Genomic DNA, 18,307 nt, shown 5'->3' on the forward strand with positions numbered 1-18,307 from the left:
ACTGCATTTATGAATGCAATTACTGGGGCAAACTTCGATGATACGCATGACCAAGCAGTCGAGCCTGCCTTCAAGCTTATTATTGAACGCCTCACAAATGAACCAGAAAGTTTGATTGACGCAGCTCTCGCAGCTTTTCTGCCACATTCTACGAAGGAACACCCTCTACTTAAAGAGACATTCAATGACATCGAGTCAATTTGGCCTTATGTAAGAAAAAAATTTGCCGACGAGCCAATCTGGCTTGACCGTTATGTTCTGGGAAGGGCTTTACTCGAAATCGCAGATACAAATAGCATCGCAGCCGCAAAGATGTATCTTGCCTTAAAAGATCCATTTTTGTATACTTTAGAGACAAGGGAAGCGAATTTTCGCACCTCATTTCTCAAAGTATGGAAGCCGTCTTTTGAAAAAGTTGCAAAGATGTTCTGGCAACCGTCAGAAGATTTCAGTCCAGTTCCCGTCAAGTCCATAACGGCTCAAATATCTACAGAGTCTATAAATACACTTAAGGCACAGTTGCAAGAAGCGACCGAGGGCACAGCCTTCCAAGATGCCAATGGTGAAGCTTATGATATGGATAAGGATTGGATAACCACATTCTCAGCAGTAGCCGGAGACGCAATTAGTGCCTCTATTAATGAGGCATTGAAAGAACTAACCCAGAAGCTTCCTTCACAACTCAGGAGTGCATCTAATTATCATGAACGTATTCAAGAAATTTTAAAATATGCTACACGTGCACAGCGTCAAGGAAATTTGACTTGGTGGCTGCTATCTAAATACAGCGTTCCTACAGATCAATCATATCGCGCACTTTCTCCACTGAGTGGTGTTCTACAGATGGTATTGGATTTCAAGCAATTTGCGTCAACACTCGCTCCCTCAGAAGTAGACGCCATTCTATTGGAAGCCATCTGGACTACCTACCCAGATTCAATGGCGGAGGAGCGGACCATCAACGAATGGATAGATGATGTCATAACCTGTAAAGAATCTGCTGAATATGGCGTTTCAGATCGAAAGATATCACCACTTTTACTCTGTGATGTCATCGCGGCAAAGCATAATGGGAGCTTGGTTGAAGCCGCTACCCTCGCTGGTGTCAACTCTGAGGTAAAGCTCACGCTAGCCAACTTCGCGATCTGGCTCTGGCACAGTACGCAGGCCCACTCCTCATGACTCGGCTTCGGTGTGCCGATGAAAACTGCTCTGTACCAGCCGGGACCATGTGTGCCCGCCGGTTCACTGACTTCCAGGACTGCCCCAGTTTTCGGGAAGGCACTGGGAACACAGGGAGAGTCGAAGCGGCTTCTGCTCAAAGCAGCGACATTCAAGTACCATGGACTGGATATTCCATGACGCAGACTGACACTTCGCTTGTGTGGGGCGTCAAGCGGGCCCCTCTTATCGCACTAGTTGGTCTGTCCAAAAGTGGAAAGTCCTCATTCCTTGGGACCCTTTACCTTCGTTTGAAACGCGAACCTCTTGGTGATAAGCAATTTGCCGGCTCTCTAACCCTTAGAGGATGGGCCAGCATTACTGAAAAGATGTATTGGAAGGAAGAATTAAAGCCTGGCTTTCCGCCTCGTACTAGTGGCGAGGCTCGCGAACCTGGATTTCTGCATCTCACAGTTGCAGGAGAAACGCATCTTGAAGACATCTTGTTGGCTGACGTTCCCGGAGAGTGGTTTGCACAGCTTCTGGAGAACATTCACGCTGAAGCGGCGGCTCCTGCGCGCTGGATTATTATGAATGCTGACGCAGTTTTGTTTTTCATTGATACGGATGCGCTTTCAATTTTTCAAACTGCATACGGCACAGAGCGTAATACTAAATTACTTCTTGATCGTATAGCATCACTTAGACCTGATCTCCCTATCGTCACGGTTCGCGCCAAACACGATAAAACTTCCGCTGACACTCAACAAAGCCTTGATTTGATACAAATTCATATTGAGAAACGCTTCGGTCAAACCCAAGCATACGAAACAGTGGCCGCTTCGGTGGAATCAGCGGTTGAGGACGATACAGCCCCACAACCAGGTCAAGGCGTCATGGAAGCGCTTACCGCTGCTCTTCATCTAGTAAACGTCCTACAACGTTCAACACCTTCAATCACGCGCACCCAGAATAGTCAAGCACTTGCCTCTCTTCAGGAAGTCAGCAAATGACTAATCTTTTAATTGCCGGTGCCTCCAAGGCAGGAAAAACCGTGTATGGTGCGCAATTCTACTTGCGAACTCAAGCTGGGGCGGCCCTCACAAGTAAAGGAGAAGCCGAGGACCTCTCTATTTTCCATAAAGCAATTGAGGCCATTGCCCATGGGCGTAAGCCTGAGCGCACAAAAGATGAGGAGAGCCGTACACTCACTCTTGAGGTCAGTGATGCAGCAGGCCGTACTACAGAAATGCTCTGGCCGGACTATGCGGGAGAGTCCTTCGCAGACCTACTCAAGCGACGAGTATTTACGGAGGAGTGGCTAACGCGCGTCAAAGATGCCACAGGTCTCCTGCTACTGATTCGTCCAGAGGTTACAGCAATGCCGGCTGACGCCTTGAAAAGTCGTCGAAAGGGCCAAGGGCGTAAATCTACTACCACTTCCTCATCTCCTTCTGCGGACGAAAAAGTTCAGGATCACTTAGTGCCCCTCCTGCCTGATGCACAGTATGTTGAATGGGTGCAGATGATGCGCCACCTACGAGGTGAAGGCCGCTTAGAGCGGTCACGGTGGCCTCTTGTTGTGTTGCTAACTTGCTGGGATGAACTCAAAGACCCTAAAACGCCTGCTGAAGTGCTTCAGCACAAGTGTCCACTACTTGCAAGCTATCTTCGGGGAATCTGGGCACCCGAGGCGCTAGCAATCTACGGGGTCAGCGCGTTAGGACAAGCCTTCGATGATCGCAAAGGTCACGTGAATACCACTTTCCTTGCCGAGCGTCCTGAGAGACAAGGGTATGTAATTTGCCCTACAGGCGCACAAGACTCAGACCTTACCCTGCCTGTCGCTTGGCTGCTTAAGCGTCTCCATGACCATCAGGATTGAGTGGGCCCTCTTCCGCTGGGCGCATACCTATGGGTACTCCCAGGTAGCGGGTAGCCTGCGGGATTCACGCGTCAGTGCCTTGATCGCCAAATGGAGCGACGTTCCTTCAGGCGCTGATCGACCTGACATGCCCGAGCGCGCCTGGGCCGCATGGAGAATTGACGATTATTACGTTCTCGTCCGCAGTGTGCCCGATCAGGAGGAAGACCGCGGAGGAGGATACGTTTCTCGAGCCCTTCTTTTACCGGTTGCTCAGGCTGAGAAGCTCATTAGTCTGATGCCCTTATTTGATCTGCTTGAAGGCCCTGAACATTTTTGGAATACAAATGTCCAAAATTCTATTGAACTGAGCGCCTCACCTCTATCCAATGAGGTTGTCGAAGCAGTATCTGCTCTTCTTGCGGCATTTGCCAAGCGAGACACAAAGCGTATAGTCTTACTAAATAGTGTTCAAACACCTATAATCCTTAGTGGATTGTGGCAGACTCTTTGGCCAGCTGCTAGACTTCAGTTAAGTTTCAAAACTTACTATACTCCTACGCAAGTATCCTTGAAAGAAGGCAAGCCGCAGCTTATAATTAGTCCTACCCTTGCTGCTTTATGGGAAGCGCATGATTATGAGGTAATCACTGGGACAGTCCAGGGAAGTATCCCTGCACTTGTCAAGCATCTAATTGACAATACTAGCCCGTTGGCAAAAACCTTACTTAAGGGGTATTCAGGGGGTCTAACAGACCTACCCACTTTAACAGTCCTGTACCGTCAAGTGGAGACAGCTCTACAAACAGAGGATACGTGGGGCACTCTCATGGCCATCAATACACTTGAGAGAGTTTCTATATCTGTTGAGTCGAGAGACCAAATATCTGCACAACTATACCAAGCTTTAGAGGAACGTATACCTCGCTTGCCAACACAGGAATTTCTATATCTAGCTCAAACCGCTTCTCTCTCGTCATCATTGAATCATGCCTTAGAAAGTTGGATTACTGATCGACTACTCTTTGAACCCGACATATCCAAAATTTTGGAGGAACCAACCGAAGCGTGGTTCCGTCAAACCATCGAGGCTGGCGTCGCGGCCATCTCGCCTTCAGAGGCAGCGGCCAATCAGGTTTGGGCATACTGGACTCTGCTGCGCGACCAAGGTGTGCTGCCGATTTTTCTTTCCAAAAACTGGGAAGCATCATTAGCGTCAACGGTTCCACCTGAACCACCAATTGATCTTGAGGAGACCGCACTTCAAACGCGGCTGCTTCGCATATATGCCGTGCTTATTAGACGTTACCCCCACATAAAAGCTATACAGACGGTCTTACGGCATGTTACACCTGAAGACCAGCTGACCATATGGGTAGATCTTCAGTTTCAATGGGGGAAGGAAGCTTTCATCCAGGCTATTGCACAACTGGATGCCCCTGAGCTCGATCCATTTGTCATCGAAACGCTTGACCAAGAACCAGATTTGCTTCAGTTCTTGAATCCTACTCAGATCCCTTGGCAACGATGGTGGACACAGCGCGTTGAGAACGGAGCTGATGTCTGGCAAGGCATTCCAGATCAGTCCCTGGTCCTGGAAAACCTCCTCAATTTGGGGCCGGAGCGATGGCCGCACCCTGTGATGGCTGCTATCGCGACCACACCACAAGCCAACTTGTTGCATCAGCCTCAGAGACGCAAACTCTGGCAATACTTACCTAAAGGATTTCTAAGCACTACAGCTAGCGCTTGGCTGGATGCAGACGTATCTCCCAATGATATCGAACGTGAGGTTTTAGAGGAGGTCCTGTCTCAAGTGAGGATGCAGCTGCCTCCAGCATCAGCTATCAAGTTACTACGTCTGACAGCGCCTTGGGTAGACTCAGTCAAACTTGATTTGCTTCTTCAGAGCGCCCGTATTACTTGGCCTGAAGATTTGGTGTCGGTCCTTCAGCAACGTGCCGATCAACAATACCTAGCAGAGGGTTGGTACGACAAATCACTTTCCGGCCGATATATATTCCCAGCAGGCTTTTTTGACCCTTTGTACGAACGCCTGCGTCCCATGCAGCAGATACGATATTTAAGAGATATGGGTCACGCTATTCCAGATCAATTATGGTGGATTGCCCTTCGAGAAAAATCCCTTGCTACATTCGGCGATGAGCTTGATAGAGTGTGGGCCGATATAGGTGGGAAAGCTAAACATCTAGAACATCAAGGTAGTCGCGAGAGTCGCTGGTTTCACGCTATCCAGCGTATAAAAAGCAAAGGTAGACCCAGCTTCGGCGATCTCCTTCGAGTCATTGGTCGTGAAGACCAAGGGTCAGATGATTCTAAGGTGCTATGGGAAATGCGACCATATGATACATAAATTTCATATATTTATCTAAAATACTGAGGAAAATGTCTTATGATAAGTAATGATGTTTTGAAGACTTGGAATCTTGAGATAAAATTTATCAAATCATATTTAACGAATTAAATAATATAAATTAGATCATACAATCAATCCCTAAAAAATTAAAGTCGCAGGTGAGCAGATCTATGAACATGCTGGTATACATTGCAAATCTGCTATGCATACTTATTAGTAGCTGGTAATTTTGCCTTATCGCTTATGATTTTCTAAACATCTATATGAGTAAATAATGATAGATCTTTTTTAACATCTTGTCAGGGGTCAACTGATCGTACATCAGTCTTCGACCGTGAGACCTCCCCATTGGGGCGCACACCAAAACCAATTTGGCAAAGCAATGCGGCAGCCTGCAGATAATTGAGCTGCCGCATTGCTTTACCAAATTTAGCGTTGGTTAGTTCTCAATTTTTGGAAGAGTTGTGACGCCTCGGCACGAGCGCGCGATGCATTCAAGGAGGCCGTGCCCAGGGTGCGCTGCCCCGTAAAGGCGTAATCGTCCGAGAACCCACTTTCACTGGAGAACCAGGTATTCCCAGACACCCGGCCATCCGACGCAATGGACGAGAATTCGTAGTATTGCGTCACGTCCCTGAAGTCGGATGCGATGACATACTCACTGGTCTTCGGATCGTACCAACCGAGGGCGATCCCCCCGACCTTGTTCGTCCCCCAGATGTAGAAGTCGTTCGGATCCTTTTCGCTGGATTCGATCTCTGCGAGTTGAATGCGGTCCGCGAGAGCGGTATCGAGCGTGAAGTTCGTGTTCCAGGTGCCGGCCAGCTGAGCAACATAGGCACGGGTCGAGGGAATCGGGTTTGGGGGAGGGTTCTGGGTGCTCGAGCACGCGCTCAGACCAACGACGCCCAGACCAACAGACAACAGCAGCAAAGATTTCATCACCCCGCAGCATACGGGCGATTCTGGTTGGCCCCTGCCTCGTTTGCGTACAGGGCGGCCATCGGCAGCAGAAGAGCGTAATTCGATTCGCATTCTCAAAAGGCGGCAGACGAAATGCTCTCGGGCAAGAATGCAGCTGCACGAACGCTTCCGTACCCTTCGCGCCGACACCGGCTTTCGCCTCAAGGACCTTGCCCTCCAGTGCGACCTCAGCGTCCCTTACCTGAGTGACTTGGAGCGCGGCCGCACGCAACCCAGTCTCCAGACACTCGAAGCCCTGGCGCGCGCTTATCACCTCACCGTACAGCAACTCCTCAGCGGCGTCGACGGCTATGGTGCCGCCACCACGACCGACAGTCTCCCCTCTGGTCTCGCGGCCCTCGTCGCCGATCCGGTTCTGGGTGCTGGGCTCACCCCTGAATGGATTCAGACGCTTTCCCGCATCGAACTCCGCGGCAAACGTCCCCGCGATAAGGAAGCGTGGTACGAGATCTGGCGTCACCTCCGGCGGGTGATGGTCTGAACCTGCACTTCCAACTGCACTTCGGCAGTCGGGTGAACTACGACGTGACGACCGGGCAATGGTGGCCCCTCGAGGACGCGTTGGCCATCCCGACAGACCTGCCGGTGCTGCAGCGGATGAAGACTTGTCTCGCGCAGGTCACACCCTGGCCGCCCAGTCTCGATGTCGTTCAGGCCGTGGCCGCGCAGTGCGGCGTCATGCCCGTGAAGCTGAGGCGCCGGGTCACCGACGCTCAGTCCCCGTCCTCACGCTCAAGCCCTGAGGAGGCCTCGACACTCTCGGTCAGCCAACGGGTGTGCGGCGTACTCACCATAGATCCCCGCTTGGTCCGCTCCCAGGACAGCGGCTGACCTTCGCACTGGGCCACCGCAGCCCAGGCTTCTTGCTCTGTCTCAAACGGTCCAAGCAACCGTGTCGGAACATTCGTCTGAAGATGGGTCGCCCGGGCGTAGACCTTGATCATTCCCTACCCTATACCTGAACTGTAGAGGCAGTCATTGCCGCTTATTCCAGCGCCTGCCAGGGCCGTACCTCATCCCAGTCCAGCTGGTGTGGGCCAGGGATCACGTCAACGCTCCGCCCAGACACCTCTACTGCCTGCTGCTCTGGTACAGCCTCATGCTCTTCCTCCCGCCGATCTGCGCGCGAGGCTCTCCTGTGCTCCGTCATCACCGCAGTCTACCCAGCGCTCCAGAAAACGTCCCACACAGTTGCCCTGACTGCCTGGGCCTGAAGTTCGGTCTGGGCACCCTCACCTTTTCTCGAACGGGCTCCCCTGCTCGTTCTGGCGAATGCTCTATCACGCAATGCCGCACACTATGGGCATGACCAAATCCGCAAAGAAGGCTGCCCCAACTTCAGTCGAGAAGGCCGCCCCCAAGACGAAAGCCGCTCCGGCACAGAAGGCTACCCCTGCCGAAAAGAACAAGCTCGCCAAAGCCGAACTCACCGACCAGATCGCCGAGCATACCAACCTCTCCCGCAAGCAGGCCAGCGAGGCCTTCGACGCGACGGTCGAGGTCATGCTCGACGCCCTCAAGAGCGGCAAGAGCGTCGGCCTCCCCGGTCTCGGCACCCTGAGCGTCAAAGAGACCGCCGCCCGCACCGGTGTGCGCCCTGGAACCAGTGAGAAGATTCAGATCCCCGCCGGGAAGAAGATCGCCTTCAAAGTCGCTGCCGGCCTCAAAGACAGCCTCTAACTTCTCCACACTTCAGGAGGCCTCTGGGCCTCTTTTTCTTTTGCCGTACGCCCGGCCCACCAGAACCGCCCACACCATAAAGGCATGACGACCCACACCCTTCTCCCTGTTCCCCGCTCTGGCCAGTCCCCCGACGTCAACTGGAACCTTCTCCTCCAACCCCTCACCACGCACCTCCGCGACCTCGAAGCGCATCTCCTCCATGGGCAGCCGCTTCAGGATCCCCTCTCCTCTTCCGCCTATACCTCCCTCCACCACCACCACACCCTGTTCCTCTCCGGCCACAGCCTGCTGCTCGGCGTCACCCTCCTCGTGCAACACGACACCGACCCTGAGACCCTCAGCCTCGTCCAGGATCTCGCCTGCACGGTCGCGCGCCTCTTTCCCAGCGAAGTCTCATTCGCGCACGTCTTCGAGCACCTCGCCGATGACCTCCAGCATGACCGCACCCATGGTGTTCCCCTGCATCTCCACGAGATCCACCACGGTGGCCACGCTGCTGCTCCAACGCTTCACCCTCCTCGGCCAACCATATCCGGCCTTCTTCCAGAGCAGTGCCCTCTTCCCGCAACTCCACCAACCGACCCTCTCCCTCGATCATCCCCTGACGCCGCCGCTCACAGCCCTCTACCCCGACCCCACCCTCGCCCCGGAGCGGCAAGCCTGCGAGGCCACGCTCTATGCCCTGCTGCAGAGCGCCACGCTCAGCGAAGAGCAGTACGCCGCCCTGCTGCTCCTCCACCTCAATGCCCGCGACCGGTACACCAATCACCCCATCAACGTGTTCCTGAACATGGCAGGTGCCTGTCTCCTCATTGCACGAGACCGACATACCGAGGCGCGCACTTCCGCCGTTCACACCCAGGCACTCCGGACGCACCTCCTGGCAATGCATCAGGAGCTCGGTCGCGTCCGCGTCCCCGCCCTGCGTCCAGGCAGCCTCATCAAGCGAACTGACCGACCCCACATCGTTCACCGGGCGTTGAACCTGTTACGGCAGACCCACTACCACCAGCTCGCAGACGCCTCGCCTGTGGAGGCCGCTCAACAGCACCTGCTCTGGCGGGCCCTGGACCGGCTGGAGGACCACTGGCGGAAGGACCTGTCGCCCATCCAGCAGGAGCAACTGCACGTGCGCCTGATGCTCCGGTGCTGCTGCACCCTGACCGATATGCACCGCGCCCCCGGCATGGGTCTCCCCCCACTCGTCGAAGTCGCTGCCCAACTCAGTGGCCTCGATCCCCTCTGGGGCTGGAAGGAGCTGCAACCGGACGCCCAGACCCCACACCACGAGCATGTGGGCCAGGCCCTGCGACAGGTGCTCACCCTGCTGGATCTCGCGGACGCCTTTCAAGTCGACGAACTGGGCGAGCGCCTCCGGAATGCGGCTGGACATCTCCTGGCCTGTTGCCGGCACGCGGGTCTTCGTCTCCCACAGCAAGCGGCCTTCGAGCGGATGATGGGCGGCGAGCAACATCCGTTACGCGCGAGCTGCTTTTCGCCGCGGGAGTTCGCCGCCTTCCGGATACGGGTCGCATCCATGCTCGAACAGGTGGATGCCGATCTCCTGTTGACGGCGGCGGCAGAGGCACGCGAGGCGCTTCCTGAAGGAGCGCCACAAGTGCTGGACGCCGAGACCCTCGAGCCCATTCGGGCAGCGCCGGACTTCACCATGACGGCTCCACTCGCCATCGCGATTGACCCGCCGCACCTGCAGGACGCCCGGGCCATCCTCCAGGGCCGCCGCCTCGTGTTGATCGGTGGTGTCCCCGACGCTGCTCATCACCGGGCCATCATGACCAGCCTGAGTCTGGCAGATCTGGATTGGATCGCGGCCGACGAGTACGCCCACGGCACACACGCCCACGCCCGCCTCACAGATCAGACCGCACTGGTGGTCATCGCTATTCGATGGATGGGTCACGCGCACAGCACCCTGCGGGAAGTCGCGCGCGCGAAGGGCATTCCGTACGTGATGCATCCGGGCGGCCTGAACCCGAACAGTCTGGCGTGGCAGATCCTGCAACAGACCAGCCGGCAGCTGGGCACCCTCGCGAGTTGAGATACTCCGCGCATGGACGAGGGGGCGCTGGAGGTCATCATCGTGTTGGACATTCGGGGGAACGTGGCGACCGTGCAGTTGCCCGATACCAGTGAAGAAGAGTGGAGTCTGGCGAGCTTGCCTGCGGACGTGCAGCCGGGCGACCGTGTCGGCGTTCAGGTCGAAGGCGGTGACTTCGAGATGACCTTGCTTCCGAGGCACGCTGGACTCCAGGCCTGAAGTCAATGGGCCGTGCAGCAGAGGGGGGCGACAACGTGAACATGTCGCCCCCCTCTGCTGCCGCTCAATCGAAGAGCGAGGGCTGTGCTCCAGGTCCACCCGCTGCGGCCGTCGCCTGGGGCAACGCGGACACCTCCCGAAATTCGAGCCCCCGGTCCTCCAGTTCCAACCGGGCCGGCGTCGTGATCGAGGGCGCCGCCAGGATGCCCCGCACCACCGCCCTCGCGGGGAGCTTGCCTTCCACCGACCTCACGTACCGCGCCAGCTGAGACACTGCGTGCTGCGTGGCGCGGCCCCGCTTGAGTTCCACCACCACATACCGCCCCTGGGCATCCCGGGCGTAGAGATCAATGCCGCCCGACTCCACCATCAGTTCCCGGTTCAGCACCCGTAACCCTGGCTCGATCAGCTCAGGATGTTCGGCGAGGGTCTGCTGCATCTCCGCCTCCGATCCTCGCAACACGAAGCCGCCCGCCTGCGCCAGTTCTAACGCGAGGGCGACCTGCGGTTCCAGGAACACCACCTGCACCAACTCCTCCGGACTCCGCCGCGAGGCCAGGAGCATGCAGACATCCTCATCCACCCGCGCGGTGATGCTATCCGTCTTCGGTTGCCAGTTCATCGGCTTGATGCCTGTCGGGTGATGGATCTGTAGGCTGCCGTCCTGCTTGATGACCATGAGGTAGGTCCCTACGTCGGCCGTGCTGGCGGCTCGTCCCTGGTACGTCACCTCGGCAAGACCAGCCACCTGCACGAGGCAATCCCGCGAGCGCGTGTGTCGATTGAGGAAGTTCGCGAGGTCTTCCGGGGACGGCGTGAGCAGCTGCTGACGAATCATGGTGTCCCTGTTCTACGCCCATGCCTCCTGTGACCTGTGGTCCCTCCCCACTGACGCGGGAGAGCACAGCCGCATATGACTTCACGCTGGAGCGTCCTTTACCCACTCGTCAAGGAGGGAGCCACATGGCCCGACGCCGGTCGCCCGCTTCCCTGACTGAAGCCCACCAGATCCTTCGCCCCTCGACGCCACTCGCTGAAGTCACGCGGGACGCGCTCGGAAAGGATCACGCCGAAACTGAACGCGAAACCTGGGAAGTGCGCGAGTCACTGCACGAGTGGGACCGGGCGCAGCTGCTCGCGCGACATCACGCCGCCAGTGATCACGAGGCCACGCTGAGCTCCGCCGAGCTGACTGTGTTCGGCGAAGACCTCCTGCGCTAAGACCATCCGTCTCACCAGTCAGGGTGCCGATCTCGGTGCGCCCTGTTCACGCGTTCAGCCCAGGAGTCCGCCATGCACCAACCCCTTCTGCTCGGTACCTCTTCCAGCGAGGTCATGCGACAACCACCAGCTTCTGAGATCAAGGGCCTCGGGGCGCTCTGTCCAGGCAAGCGCCCCGCCCATGCACCTGCGCCCGGACCACCCCATAGCACCCGAACAACCGAGTATTTCACCGAGAGCAGGCGGGTGGCCGAGTGAAGAAGTCTGGTCGATCGGGCGTGCTCAGTGGTCTTCCGGGCGAGGTTACCAGAAGAAAAAATGTAACCATGCGCCAACTGCATCCATATCCTCACCCGTCAATGCCAGCTCCGTCTCCCAGACCGACCAGACTTCGGACAGCACCTCCGGATGACACCCGAGGTAGTCCGCAAGAGATCCGCGGGCAAGCTCATCCTCCAGCGTGACGCGCTGCTCGACCCACTGTGCGTAGTACACCTGCAGCTGCGCGATCAACTCGGACACCGTGTACGCAGCGAACGAGGGCACGTCAACTCCGCCGATGCAGCAATGGTGCCTTGACCCGCCGCCCCTGCACGAGCACCCTGTCCGTCAGCGGCAAGCCCAGCAGGAACGTCGGGGCCTCATCACTGACCATCACACCCCGTACCCCCTGAGTCTGGGCCGCCTGCCACCAGTCCGGCCCACGTCGCCACTCGGGACAGAACAGGGCCAGTGTCCCTCGCTGCTCGTCCCCCGGCGCACTGAAGATCACGCACAGGTCGAAGTGCGTGCGCACCCACGCCGCCAGTGCCGCCCGTTCCATCTGCGGCTCGATGGACGACGCCAGCTGCGCCAGGCTCTCGCACTGCACCCACACCGCGCACGCTTCCTCCGCGAGGCGAGCGGTCAGCGCCGCAGCCGTCCAGGGTTGCACGTCATTCACGAACAGCTGCTGTACCTCCGGGCCCGGCGCTTCACCCGGTATCAACAGATCACCCCGGCAACCCAACACACTCAAGTTCGCCCCCAGCAATTCCTCCCCGCCACTTCCCGATGGCGCGACCACCAACACCCGGTGCGCCGGGCGCGTGACGAATTGCAACGCTTCCCCATCCCAGGCAGTGCCCAGGACGAAGGCCGTTCGGTGGTGGCGACGGAACAACACATTCAGATCGATGAACATCGGTGGGCCTCCGGAAACAGAGAAGAAGAAGGGTCAGCCCGCAGTCGTCACGGCCCTGGACGCACAGGGTCTGGCAGATGAGCGAGCGACGTGTGACCCTCAGCGGCGGAGCAGCGACAGGAGTTCGTTCAGCTTCGCGTTGGCCTGTGCCAGCTCCGCTTTGACCTGAGTCAATTCCTTCTGCATGCTCAAGGCCGCGTCTTCGGCGCCCGACGCGCGCTCCTTACACTCCATCGTTTCGATGATCAGCCGGTTCACGTTTTCACCCAGCTCGGCCATCGTCATCACTTCACCGTCGGGAGACAGGTCGCCTTGAAGCTGCAACGCACGCTGGCGACGTTGCATCAGCAGCTCGTTGACACTCATCGGGGTGGACCGAGAATCGCGGAAGACGGCGAGAAGATCCGTGAACTGCGCCGGCGTGAGCACCAGTTCACTGAAGTTGCGGCGCGTCCTGGTCTCCAACGTCTGACCCAAAACGAGGGCATACTGCCGCGCCGTTTCCTGCAGATAGCGCCGGGAGTACGCGTGATTGAAGAGAAACTTGCCGGCACTTTCCAGATCACTGACGGTGTAGAGGTCCCGTGGGCCCAGGTGATCGAGGAGGTCTTGCAGGGCAGGCCAGGAGTCTTGTGCAGGCGCGAGGGGCATACATGCACCATAGCGTTACCGCGAGGTATACAGCGAGGTGACGACGCGGGGTACAGAGTCCCACAGCGAGGTATACAGCGAGCAACATTGCGAGGTGTACGGTTGCTCGTCGTGACCGCGCCAGCGAGCAACATGCCACCTCGTTGATGGTCTGGTCTTTAAGAAAGGTAGTGAGCGCACATGCTCATCTCATTTTGGGACTCATCTTTGATGGGCCAGGTTCGACAGGAGGCGCAATCGGGCTTTCCTCGTTTTGCCTTTACGCGACATCACCAGGGAGGAAACGTGTCGCCCGACCCCTGCTCCGCGCCCACCCAGCGCTTGAGAACCCCTTTCCTCGCACCATTCCCATGCAAGCCGTTCTAAAGCACTCTGAAATCCAAACCAGCAGCACTCATCAGACCCTCACAGCCTCACGAGGCTCCTGCCCCCGCCCACCACATCGCCCACAGGAAGCGCACCGCACCCCACCAGACGCCCCGCAAGCAGACCTCACAAGCTCCACCCCGCGACCCCGCACCTCTGCGCCTCCTTGCCCGACCCGCCCACCCGGTGGCCCGCAAGCACCCTCCCCCGCAAGCGGGGAACACCCGCAGCATGACCCCCGCCACCCTTGAAGCGACCCGCCCCTACCACCTCCAGGTCTGGCACGCCGCCCGTCCCGACTTCCTCGGCCACCAGTTCCGCGCCTTCCCCAGTACCAACTTCCAACACGTCGCCGACCTCCAGGTCAACGCCTCCAGCATGCTCGAAGCCCTGCGCCAGACCTACGCCATCACCCAACATATGGAGCGACTCTGGGAACAGGATCCCGCCGTCACGCTGCTCTACGTTCCGAACCCTCGGAGCACCAGCGCCGGCGACGTCCTGATCTGCGAGGGCCAGGTGCATGGCATCGCCATGATCGGCTTCGAACAAGTTCGCTGAACCCCTCCCCAGGACGTGCGGCCTCCCGGTCAGCACGTCCCTGTCTTCACCACCCCTCGCCCGGCACCGCACCGGGCACCCCCTGACCCATGCGCGACTTCACGTTCCGCATTCTGCGCCCGGGTTGCGCCGTCACCTGGACCCTCATCGCACACGTCATCTGTCAGGGCGACACCCTCGCGCAGGCCGTTCTCCGCACCGCGCACGCCCTCAATGACGACCCCACCTCCGCACCCGACCTCCTGCTCTTCGCGGCACACCCCCACCAGGTCTTCGCCGAAGTCGACCTCACGGTCGGCGACTGGATCGTCGGACACGGCCAGACCTTCCAACTCGTTCGCCTGGACGAAGCCACCCCCACCGACCTCCGCGGGCCCGACTTCGCCCTGCGCCTTCAAGGAGAGATATGACCCCCTCCCTGCCCCCTCACCTGTGCCGGGTGTGCGGTCGTCCGTGTGCCCCGGAAGAAGAAGCCGGCTGCGATCAGTGCACGGAAGCCGCGGATGAGGCCCGCGCTTCCGCCGCTGCCGAATCCCATGATTGATCCACTCGCGTTCATTCTCTGCCCACCGCTCGGCGTCCTCCCCGTCCAGGGTGGCCTGAGGCTGCGTCACGGCACCCAGGACCTCCACCTCACGTACGCCGAGTTGGACGCCCTGGTCCAGCTGCTCGCCCAACTGGCCCCCGGCCGCACGCTGACGCTCGACACCCGCCACCAGGGTCCAGTCCATCTCCGGCATCAGGCGGAACACGTGCAACTCCAGGCGCAGGACTTCCTGCTCGACTGTCCCCCACACCTCCACTGGTTGCCCTACACCTTCTGTTTCCTGGCCGCCCTTCACTGCGGGACGCCCCGAGAGGGCGTGCTTCGGCGCAACCTCATCCTTTACTGCGCGGGTTGCCTGCAGGACCTGCGCGGCGCACAGGTGGCCGGGAAGAACCCTCGCCCGGAACAGCGCCGGGCAACCCCGGAGGCATGAACGATCTCCTCAGCCTGATGATGCAAACCCTCTCGCAGGACATCGAGCAGCACCGCGCACTCATCGCGGCGCTCACCTTCCCGTGGTTCATCGTGCTCTTCCTCGTGGCCCACCGCCACGAAGGCCGCGCCCCTTCCACCCCTGAAGAATAAGGAGACCTCCCCGGGTCTCCCCTTTTTTTTCTCGGGTCCGTTGAGAGGGGCCACCCTGCCCCCGGAGATGCTTCTCCCTCGGGTCACTCCCCCTGAAGCCCTCGCCCGGGAGGGCACCGGGCACCCCCGGAGGCATGACGACCATCACGTCCGCCCGGATCGTTCCCAGCAATCTCGCCGCCGGCCAGTACCAGGCGGAGGTACATGCCACCTTCGAAGGCGGCCAGGAGGTCAAGGTGCTGAGTTACTACGACGACGAGTTGCACTTCAGCGCGGCGGAGTTCGTCGGCTTGACCCAGGTGCAGGTCGACGAACTCTTCCACCAGCGGGACGTCGCGTACTTGCGGAGCTGAGTTGCGGGAGGCCTCCGGGTCTCCCTTTTTTTCTGAGGGCCAGGAAGAACCCTCGCCCGGAACGGCACCGGGCAACCCACGGTTGTATGACGCTACAGCTCTTGACCATGACGAAACATCTGTTCACCAGCACGACTGCCACGGGTGAACGCCGTTACGTCGACACCGGGTACGACTGGATGTGTGGTCACTTCTTCCTGCTCGTCACGGACACGGACCGGGAGGAGCCAGACGCAGATCTCATGGTCTACTTCACGGCCCACGACCCGCGCTTCCTGGACCGCAATCGCAAAGGCAGCGCCTTCGGTGGGGCGACGCTCGACGAATTGAAGACGTGCTTCGAGGAGCAGGGCATCACCCCACCGGAAGGGTTGTTCGAGAAGCTGCGCGACGATGAGTTGTTGCAGCGCAGCCACGAGATCACGCACTGGTGACCCCTTGGGGCGAGAGCCGACCGCGCACGCAGTCGGCTCTCGCCCCTTTTCGCGTGGGCGGGAAGAACAGTACCCCTCGCCCGGAACGGCACCGGGCAATCCACGACCGTATGACGAAACATCTGTTCACGACCACGACCCCCTCGGGCGAACGCCGTCACATCGACACCGGATACGACCGGATGTGCGGCCACTTTTTCCTGCTGGTAAGTGACCCGGCGCAGACGGACGACGATCGTCTGATCTACTTCACGTCCTACGACCCGCGCTTCCTGGACCGCAGCCGCAAGGGCAGTGACTTCGGCGGGGCGACACTCGCCGAACTGAAGACGTGCTTCGAGGAGCAGGGCATCACCCCGCCGGAAGGGTTGTTCGAAAAGCTGCGCGACGATGAGCTGTTACAGCGCGGAAACGAGATCACGCACTGGTGACCCCTTGGGGCGAGAGTAGCCGCGTGTGCGGTCGCCCTCGCCCCTCTTTCGTATGGCCGGGAAGGACAGCATCCCTCGCCCGGAACGGCACCGGGCAGCCCCGGACGCATGACCCACCTCCGACGTGCCCTCCTCGCCAGCTGCCGGGTCTACTGGCTTCAGGCGCTCCCCCTCGACACGCTCGACCGACAGCGGCACTTCCCCACGGCGGCTCAAGCACAGGACGCCCTCCGCCTGGACTCGGGCGAGCACACCCTGCGGCGCTGTCACCCGGACACCATGCGCCGCCTCGCCAGGGCGCACAACCACCGGGTCAACGCATGGCTCGCCCGTCACCCCGCCCCCCGGCGTACACTGGAGGCCTGATGCGCGAACCGTACCAGCCCACTCTGGAGGAAGTCCTGAAAGCGGCGGCCAGCAGCTTGCGGCTCGAAGGCTTCGACACCAGCCCCGAGCGCCTGGCGTGCCTGATCGCCGAGGAGCAACCGTCGCCCGAGGATCTTCATGGGACATCTGAGCAGCGACGGTCGGCCCTTCACTCCCGCTGAGCTGAGTGCGCTCGAACGCGCCGCCGTTCACCTCAGCCTCGCCAGCCTTCCCGTTCCACCCCTTGCCCTCGACGTGCCACTGCTCCAACGGTGGCACGTTCTTTTGAGTGCCGGCCTTCCGCAACTCCGTCCCGGCCAACTCCGACACACCGACATCACCTTCGGGTCGTTTTTCGGCACCGCGCCCGCCCTCATCCCCACCCATCTCCAGACGCTGATCCAGGTCCATCAGGTGCAATGGACCGACCTCACCCTGGGCAGCACGGACGACGAGGTGCTCGAACACGCGACCTGGGTGCATGCCGAACTCCTGCGCATTCACCCCTTCTGGGATGGCAACGGCCGTCTCGCCCGGCACCTGCAGCAGTGGCTGTGCTGGCAGGGAGGACTCCCCGCGCCGCACTACCAGCACCGCCCCTCCTACCTCGCTGGGCTCAACCGCTATCACCACACCCGCGACCTGACCCTACTCATGGACGTCACCCGACAAGCACTCGCCTCCACTTCCTGACGGGACACCCAGTGCGGTGTCCCTTTTTTTTATGGCCAGGAAGAACCGCAGCCCTCGCCCGGAACAGCGCCGGGCAGTCCCGGAGGTATGAGCGATCATCGTTGCCTCTCCTGCGGAACCCGCACCAGCTACCCGGAACTGTGCGAACGTTGCCTTGAAATTCAGGAACGCCGTGCACGCGCCACGGCTCAAGATCAGGCGGCCAGGCAGCGCGTGATCTTCCTCCCCCTCTCGCCCCTCTACCTCCTCTGGATCGCCCGCCGTCCTCTGGGCTGGGTCCTCGCTGCACTCTTCGCGCTGCTCTTCGTGCACCTCAGCCGCGAGACCGGGCACCTCTCCCACTACAACTTCCACTTCGATACCCGGCCCATGTGGGCCCTGGTGGTCGCCCTCGTGATCACCACGAACGTGTGGGTCCACCGACAGGCGAAGGTCCTGCTCCGTCTCCCGAGGCGTGACCCGATCGACGGAATGCGCGTATGGCGATTCGTCACCTGGACCCTGCTCGTCTTGTTGGTCTGGTCGGGGGCCGCCCTGTGGGGCAGCTTCGAGATGCCCCTCCGGTAAGC

26 protein-coding genes are annotated in these 18,307 nt (G+C 59.3%); 20 read left to right on the forward strand and 6 right to left on the reverse strand.

Annotation, left to right across the window (positions count from 1 at the left end; translation table 11 throughout):
• Nucleotides 1–9 precede the first annotated feature (9 nt).
• The 4 genes from DGO_RS22430 (at nucleotide 10) to DGO_RS22445 (ending at nucleotide 5,399) form a co-directional block, all read left to right on the forward strand.
• Complete coding sequence (locus DGO_RS22430; RefSeq protein ID WP_145975549.1) at nucleotides 10–1,182, forward strand: GTPase-associated system all-helical protein GASH; 1,173 nt, start codon at nucleotides 10–12, stop codon at nucleotides 1,180–1,182.
• 176 nt (nucleotides 1,183–1,358) lie between these two features.
• Complete coding sequence (locus DGO_RS22435) at nucleotides 1,359–2,174, forward strand: TRAFAC clade GTPase domain-containing protein (protein ID WP_226991575.1); 816 nt, start codon at nucleotides 1,359–1,361, stop codon at nucleotides 2,172–2,174.
• Entirely contained in the window at nucleotides 2,171–3,046 is an 876-nt protein-coding gene (locus DGO_RS22440; RefSeq protein WP_014682790.1) for a TRAFAC clade GTPase domain-containing protein, read from the forward strand. Before DGO_RS22435 ends, DGO_RS22440 begins: the two co-directional genes overlap by 4 nt.
• Complete coding sequence (locus DGO_RS22445; protein ID WP_014682791.1) at nucleotides 3,030–5,399, forward strand: GAP1-N1 domain-containing protein; 2,370 nt, start codon at nucleotides 3,030–3,032, stop codon at nucleotides 5,397–5,399. The genes DGO_RS22440 and DGO_RS22445 overlap by 17 nt, the downstream gene beginning before the upstream one ends.
• 432 nt (nucleotides 5,400–5,831) lie before the next feature.
• Here DGO_RS22445 and DGO_RS19435 read toward each other — a convergent pair whose 3' ends face one another.
• On the reverse strand, nucleotides 5,832–6,344 hold the full coding sequence (locus DGO_RS19435) for a hypothetical protein (protein ID WP_014682793.1): 513 nt from the start codon (nucleotides 6,342–6,344) through the stop codon (nucleotides 5,832–5,834).
• Nucleotides 6,345–6,474: 130 nt separating this feature from the next.
• Between DGO_RS19435 and DGO_RS19440 the strand changes: the two genes are divergently transcribed.
• Nucleotides 6,475–6,867, forward strand: coding sequence for a helix-turn-helix domain-containing protein (locus tag DGO_RS19440; RefSeq protein WP_014682794.1), 393 nt, complete (start codon nucleotides 6,475–6,477; stop codon nucleotides 6,865–6,867).
• Nucleotides 6,868–7,685: 818 nt separating this feature from the next.
• On the forward strand, nucleotides 7,686–8,066 hold the full coding sequence (locus DGO_RS19450; protein WP_014682796.1) for an HU family DNA-binding protein: 381 nt from the start codon (nucleotides 7,686–7,688) through the stop codon (nucleotides 8,064–8,066).
• Between the two features lie 12 nt (nucleotides 8,067–8,078).
• Here the strand turns inward: DGO_RS19450 and DGO_RS19455 are convergent, their stop codons facing one another.
• Entirely contained in the window at nucleotides 8,079–8,387 is a 309-nt protein-coding gene (locus tag DGO_RS19455; RefSeq protein WP_043804986.1) for a hypothetical protein, read from the reverse strand.
• Between the two features lie 166 nt (nucleotides 8,388–8,553).
• Here DGO_RS19455 and DGO_RS19460 point away from each other — a divergent pair, with 166 nt between their 5' ends.
• Nucleotides 8,554–10,128 carry a hypothetical protein gene (locus tag DGO_RS19460; RefSeq protein WP_014682798.1) on the forward strand — a complete coding sequence of 525 codons (1,575 nt, stop codon included), beginning with the start codon at nucleotides 8,554–8,556 and terminating at the stop codon, nucleotides 10,126–10,128.
• 12 nt (nucleotides 10,129–10,140) lie between these two features.
• Nucleotides 10,141–10,347 (forward strand): hypothetical protein, encoded by a 207-nt coding sequence (locus DGO_RS19465; RefSeq protein WP_014682799.1) that lies wholly within the window; start codon nucleotides 10,141–10,143, stop codon nucleotides 10,345–10,347.
• 64 nt (nucleotides 10,348–10,411) lie between these two features.
• Here the strand turns inward: DGO_RS19465 and nucS are convergent, their stop codons facing one another.
• Entirely contained in the window at nucleotides 10,412–11,185 is a 774-nt protein-coding gene (gene nucS, locus DGO_RS19470; protein WP_014682800.1) for an endonuclease NucS, read from the reverse strand.
• Between the two features lie 125 nt (nucleotides 11,186–11,310).
• On the opposite strand from nucS, the gene DGO_RS19475 reads away from it, so the two are divergent.
• Nucleotides 11,311–11,568 carry a hypothetical protein gene (locus DGO_RS19475; protein ID WP_014682801.1) on the forward strand — a complete coding sequence of 86 codons (258 nt, stop codon included), beginning with the start codon at nucleotides 11,311–11,313 and terminating at the stop codon, nucleotides 11,566–11,568.
• A 303-nt stretch (nucleotides 11,569–11,871) separates the two neighbouring features.
• Here the strand turns inward: DGO_RS19475 and DGO_RS19480 are convergent, their stop codons facing one another.
• From DGO_RS19480 to DGO_RS19490, 3 genes are all read right to left on the reverse strand, one after another.
• On the reverse strand, nucleotides 11,872–12,114 hold the full coding sequence (locus DGO_RS19480; RefSeq protein ID WP_014682803.1) for a hypothetical protein: 243 nt from the start codon (nucleotides 12,112–12,114) through the stop codon (nucleotides 11,872–11,874).
• Nucleotide 12,115: 1 nt separating this feature from the next.
• On the reverse strand, nucleotides 12,116–12,751 hold the full coding sequence (locus tag DGO_RS19485) for a hypothetical protein (protein WP_014682804.1): 636 nt from the start codon (nucleotides 12,749–12,751) through the stop codon (nucleotides 12,116–12,118).
• A gap of 99 nt (nucleotides 12,752–12,850) precedes the next feature.
• Entirely contained in the window at nucleotides 12,851–13,402 is a 552-nt protein-coding gene (locus DGO_RS19490) for a hypothetical protein (protein ID WP_014682805.1), read from the reverse strand.
• A 597-nt stretch (nucleotides 13,403–13,999) separates the two neighbouring features.
• Between DGO_RS19490 and DGO_RS19495 the strand changes: the two genes are divergently transcribed.
• The 11 genes from DGO_RS19495 (at nucleotide 14,000) to DGO_RS19535 (ending at nucleotide 18,305) form a co-directional block, all read left to right on the forward strand.
• Entirely contained in the window at nucleotides 14,000–14,329 is a 330-nt protein-coding gene (locus tag DGO_RS19495; RefSeq protein WP_014682806.1) for a hypothetical protein, read from the forward strand.
• An 89-nt stretch (nucleotides 14,330–14,418) separates the two neighbouring features.
• Nucleotides 14,419–14,739 carry a hypothetical protein gene (locus tag DGO_RS23595; protein WP_043804989.1) on the forward strand — a complete coding sequence of 107 codons (321 nt, stop codon included), beginning with the start codon at nucleotides 14,419–14,421 and terminating at the stop codon, nucleotides 14,737–14,739.
• Between the two features lie 126 nt (nucleotides 14,740–14,865).
• On the forward strand, nucleotides 14,866–15,309 hold the full coding sequence (locus DGO_RS23600; RefSeq protein ID WP_043804991.1) for a hypothetical protein: 444 nt from the start codon (nucleotides 14,866–14,868) through the stop codon (nucleotides 15,307–15,309).
• Nucleotides 15,306–15,461 carry a hypothetical protein gene (locus DGO_RS23980; RefSeq protein WP_014682808.1) on the forward strand — a complete coding sequence of 52 codons (156 nt, stop codon included), beginning with the start codon at nucleotides 15,306–15,308 and terminating at the stop codon, nucleotides 15,459–15,461. Before DGO_RS23600 ends, DGO_RS23980 begins: the two co-directional genes overlap by 4 nt.
• Nucleotides 15,462–15,595: 134 nt before the next feature.
• A complete protein-coding gene (locus DGO_RS19510) occupies nucleotides 15,596–15,814 on the forward strand; it encodes a hypothetical protein (protein WP_014682809.1) in 219 nt (72 codons plus the stop codon).
• A 107-nt stretch (nucleotides 15,815–15,921) separates the two neighbouring features.
• Nucleotides 15,922–16,248 (forward strand): hypothetical protein, encoded by a 327-nt coding sequence (locus tag DGO_RS19515; RefSeq protein WP_145975553.1) that lies wholly within the window; start codon nucleotides 15,922–15,924, stop codon nucleotides 16,246–16,248.
• Between the two features lie 110 nt (nucleotides 16,249–16,358).
• Entirely contained in the window at nucleotides 16,359–16,679 is a 321-nt protein-coding gene (locus DGO_RS19520; RefSeq protein ID WP_014682811.1) for a hypothetical protein, read from the forward strand.
• A 108-nt stretch (nucleotides 16,680–16,787) separates the two neighbouring features.
• Nucleotides 16,788–17,045, forward strand: coding sequence for a hypothetical protein (locus DGO_RS19525; RefSeq protein ID WP_014682812.1), 258 nt, complete (start codon nucleotides 16,788–16,790; stop codon nucleotides 17,043–17,045).
• A complete protein-coding gene (locus DGO_RS22465; protein ID WP_014682813.1) occupies nucleotides 17,045–17,227 on the forward strand; it encodes a hypothetical protein in 183 nt (60 codons plus the stop codon). Before DGO_RS19525 ends, DGO_RS22465 begins: the two co-directional genes overlap by 1 nt.
• Nucleotides 17,184–17,738, forward strand: a complete 555-nt coding sequence (locus DGO_RS19530) for a Fic family protein (RefSeq protein WP_014682814.1) — start codon at nucleotides 17,184–17,186, stop codon at nucleotides 17,736–17,738. Before DGO_RS22465 ends, DGO_RS19530 begins: the two co-directional genes overlap by 44 nt.
• Nucleotides 17,739–17,951: 213 nt before the next feature.
• Complete coding sequence (locus tag DGO_RS19535) at nucleotides 17,952–18,305, forward strand: hypothetical protein (RefSeq protein ID WP_014682815.1); 354 nt, start codon at nucleotides 17,952–17,954, stop codon at nucleotides 18,303–18,305.
• Nucleotides 18,306–18,307 lie beyond the last annotated feature (2 nt).

The organism is Deinococcus gobiensis I-0, from assembly GCF_000252445.1.
GTDB classification, from domain to species: Bacteria; Deinococcota; Deinococci; order Deinococcales; family Deinococcaceae; genus Deinococcus; species Deinococcus gobiensis.

Bases quoted from the DNA above. Each gene is read 5' to 3' on its own strand.
- DGO_RS19450 (WP_014682796.1), top strand. From the start codon at position 7,686: ATGGGCATGACCAAATCCGCAAAGAAGGCTGCCCCAACTTCAGTCGAG.
- DGO_RS19530 (WP_014682814.1), top strand. From the start codon at position 17,184: ATGGGACATCTGAGCAGCGACGGTCGGCCCTTCACTCCCGCTGAGCTG.
- DGO_RS23600 (WP_043804991.1), top strand. From the start codon at position 14,866: ATGATTGATCCACTCGCGTTCATTCTCTGCCCACCGCTCGGCGTCCTC.
- DGO_RS19510 (WP_014682809.1), top strand. From the start codon at position 15,596: ATGACGACCATCACGTCCGCCCGGATCGTTCCCAGCAATCTCGCCGCC.
- DGO_RS19495 (WP_014682806.1), top strand. From the start codon at position 14,000: ATGACCCCCGCCACCCTTGAAGCGACCCGCCCCTACCACCTCCAGGTC.
- DGO_RS19440 (WP_014682794.1), top strand. From the start codon at position 6,475: ATGCAGCTGCACGAACGCTTCCGTACCCTTCGCGCCGACACCGGCTTT.
- DGO_RS19515 (WP_145975553.1), top strand. From the start codon at position 15,922: ATGACGAAACATCTGTTCACCAGCACGACTGCCACGGGTGAACGCCGT.
- DGO_RS19490 (WP_014682805.1), bottom strand. From the start codon at position 13,402: ATGCCCCTCGCGCCTGCACAAGACTCCTGGCCTGCCCTGCAAGACCTC.
- DGO_RS22430 (WP_145975549.1), top strand. From the start codon at position 10: ATGAATGCAATTACTGGGGCAAACTTCGATGATACGCATGACCAAGCA.
- nucS (WP_014682800.1), bottom strand. From the start codon at position 11,185: ATGATTCGTCAGCAGCTGCTCACGCCGTCCCCGGAAGACCTCGCGAAC.
- DGO_RS22465 (WP_014682813.1), top strand. From the start codon at position 17,045: ATGCGCGAACCGTACCAGCCCACTCTGGAGGAAGTCCTGAAAGCGGCG.
- DGO_RS19475 (WP_014682801.1), top strand. From the start codon at position 11,311: ATGGCCCGACGCCGGTCGCCCGCTTCCCTGACTGAAGCCCACCAGATC.
- DGO_RS19520 (WP_014682811.1), top strand. From the start codon at position 16,359: ATGACGAAACATCTGTTCACGACCACGACCCCCTCGGGCGAACGCCGT.
- DGO_RS19465 (WP_014682799.1), top strand. From the start codon at position 10,141: ATGGACGAGGGGGCGCTGGAGGTCATCATCGTGTTGGACATTCGGGGG.
- DGO_RS19435 (WP_014682793.1), bottom strand. From the start codon at position 6,344: ATGAAATCTTTGCTGCTGTTGTCTGTTGGTCTGGGCGTCGTTGGTCTG.
- DGO_RS23595 (WP_043804989.1), top strand. From the start codon at position 14,419: ATGCGCGACTTCACGTTCCGCATTCTGCGCCCGGGTTGCGCCGTCACC.
- DGO_RS22445 (WP_014682791.1), top strand. From the start codon at position 3,030: ATGACCATCAGGATTGAGTGGGCCCTCTTCCGCTGGGCGCATACCTAT.
- DGO_RS23980 (WP_014682808.1), top strand. From the start codon at position 15,306: ATGAACGATCTCCTCAGCCTGATGATGCAAACCCTCTCGCAGGACATC.
- DGO_RS22435 (WP_226991575.1), top strand. From the start codon at position 1,359: ATGACGCAGACTGACACTTCGCTTGTGTGGGGCGTCAAGCGGGCCCCT.
- DGO_RS19525 (WP_014682812.1), top strand. From the start codon at position 16,788: ATGACCCACCTCCGACGTGCCCTCCTCGCCAGCTGCCGGGTCTACTGG.
- DGO_RS22440 (WP_014682790.1), top strand. From the start codon at position 2,171: ATGACTAATCTTTTAATTGCCGGTGCCTCCAAGGCAGGAAAAACCGTG.
- DGO_RS19485 (WP_014682804.1), bottom strand. From the start codon at position 12,751: ATGTTCATCGATCTGAATGTGTTGTTCCGTCGCCACCACCGAACGGCC.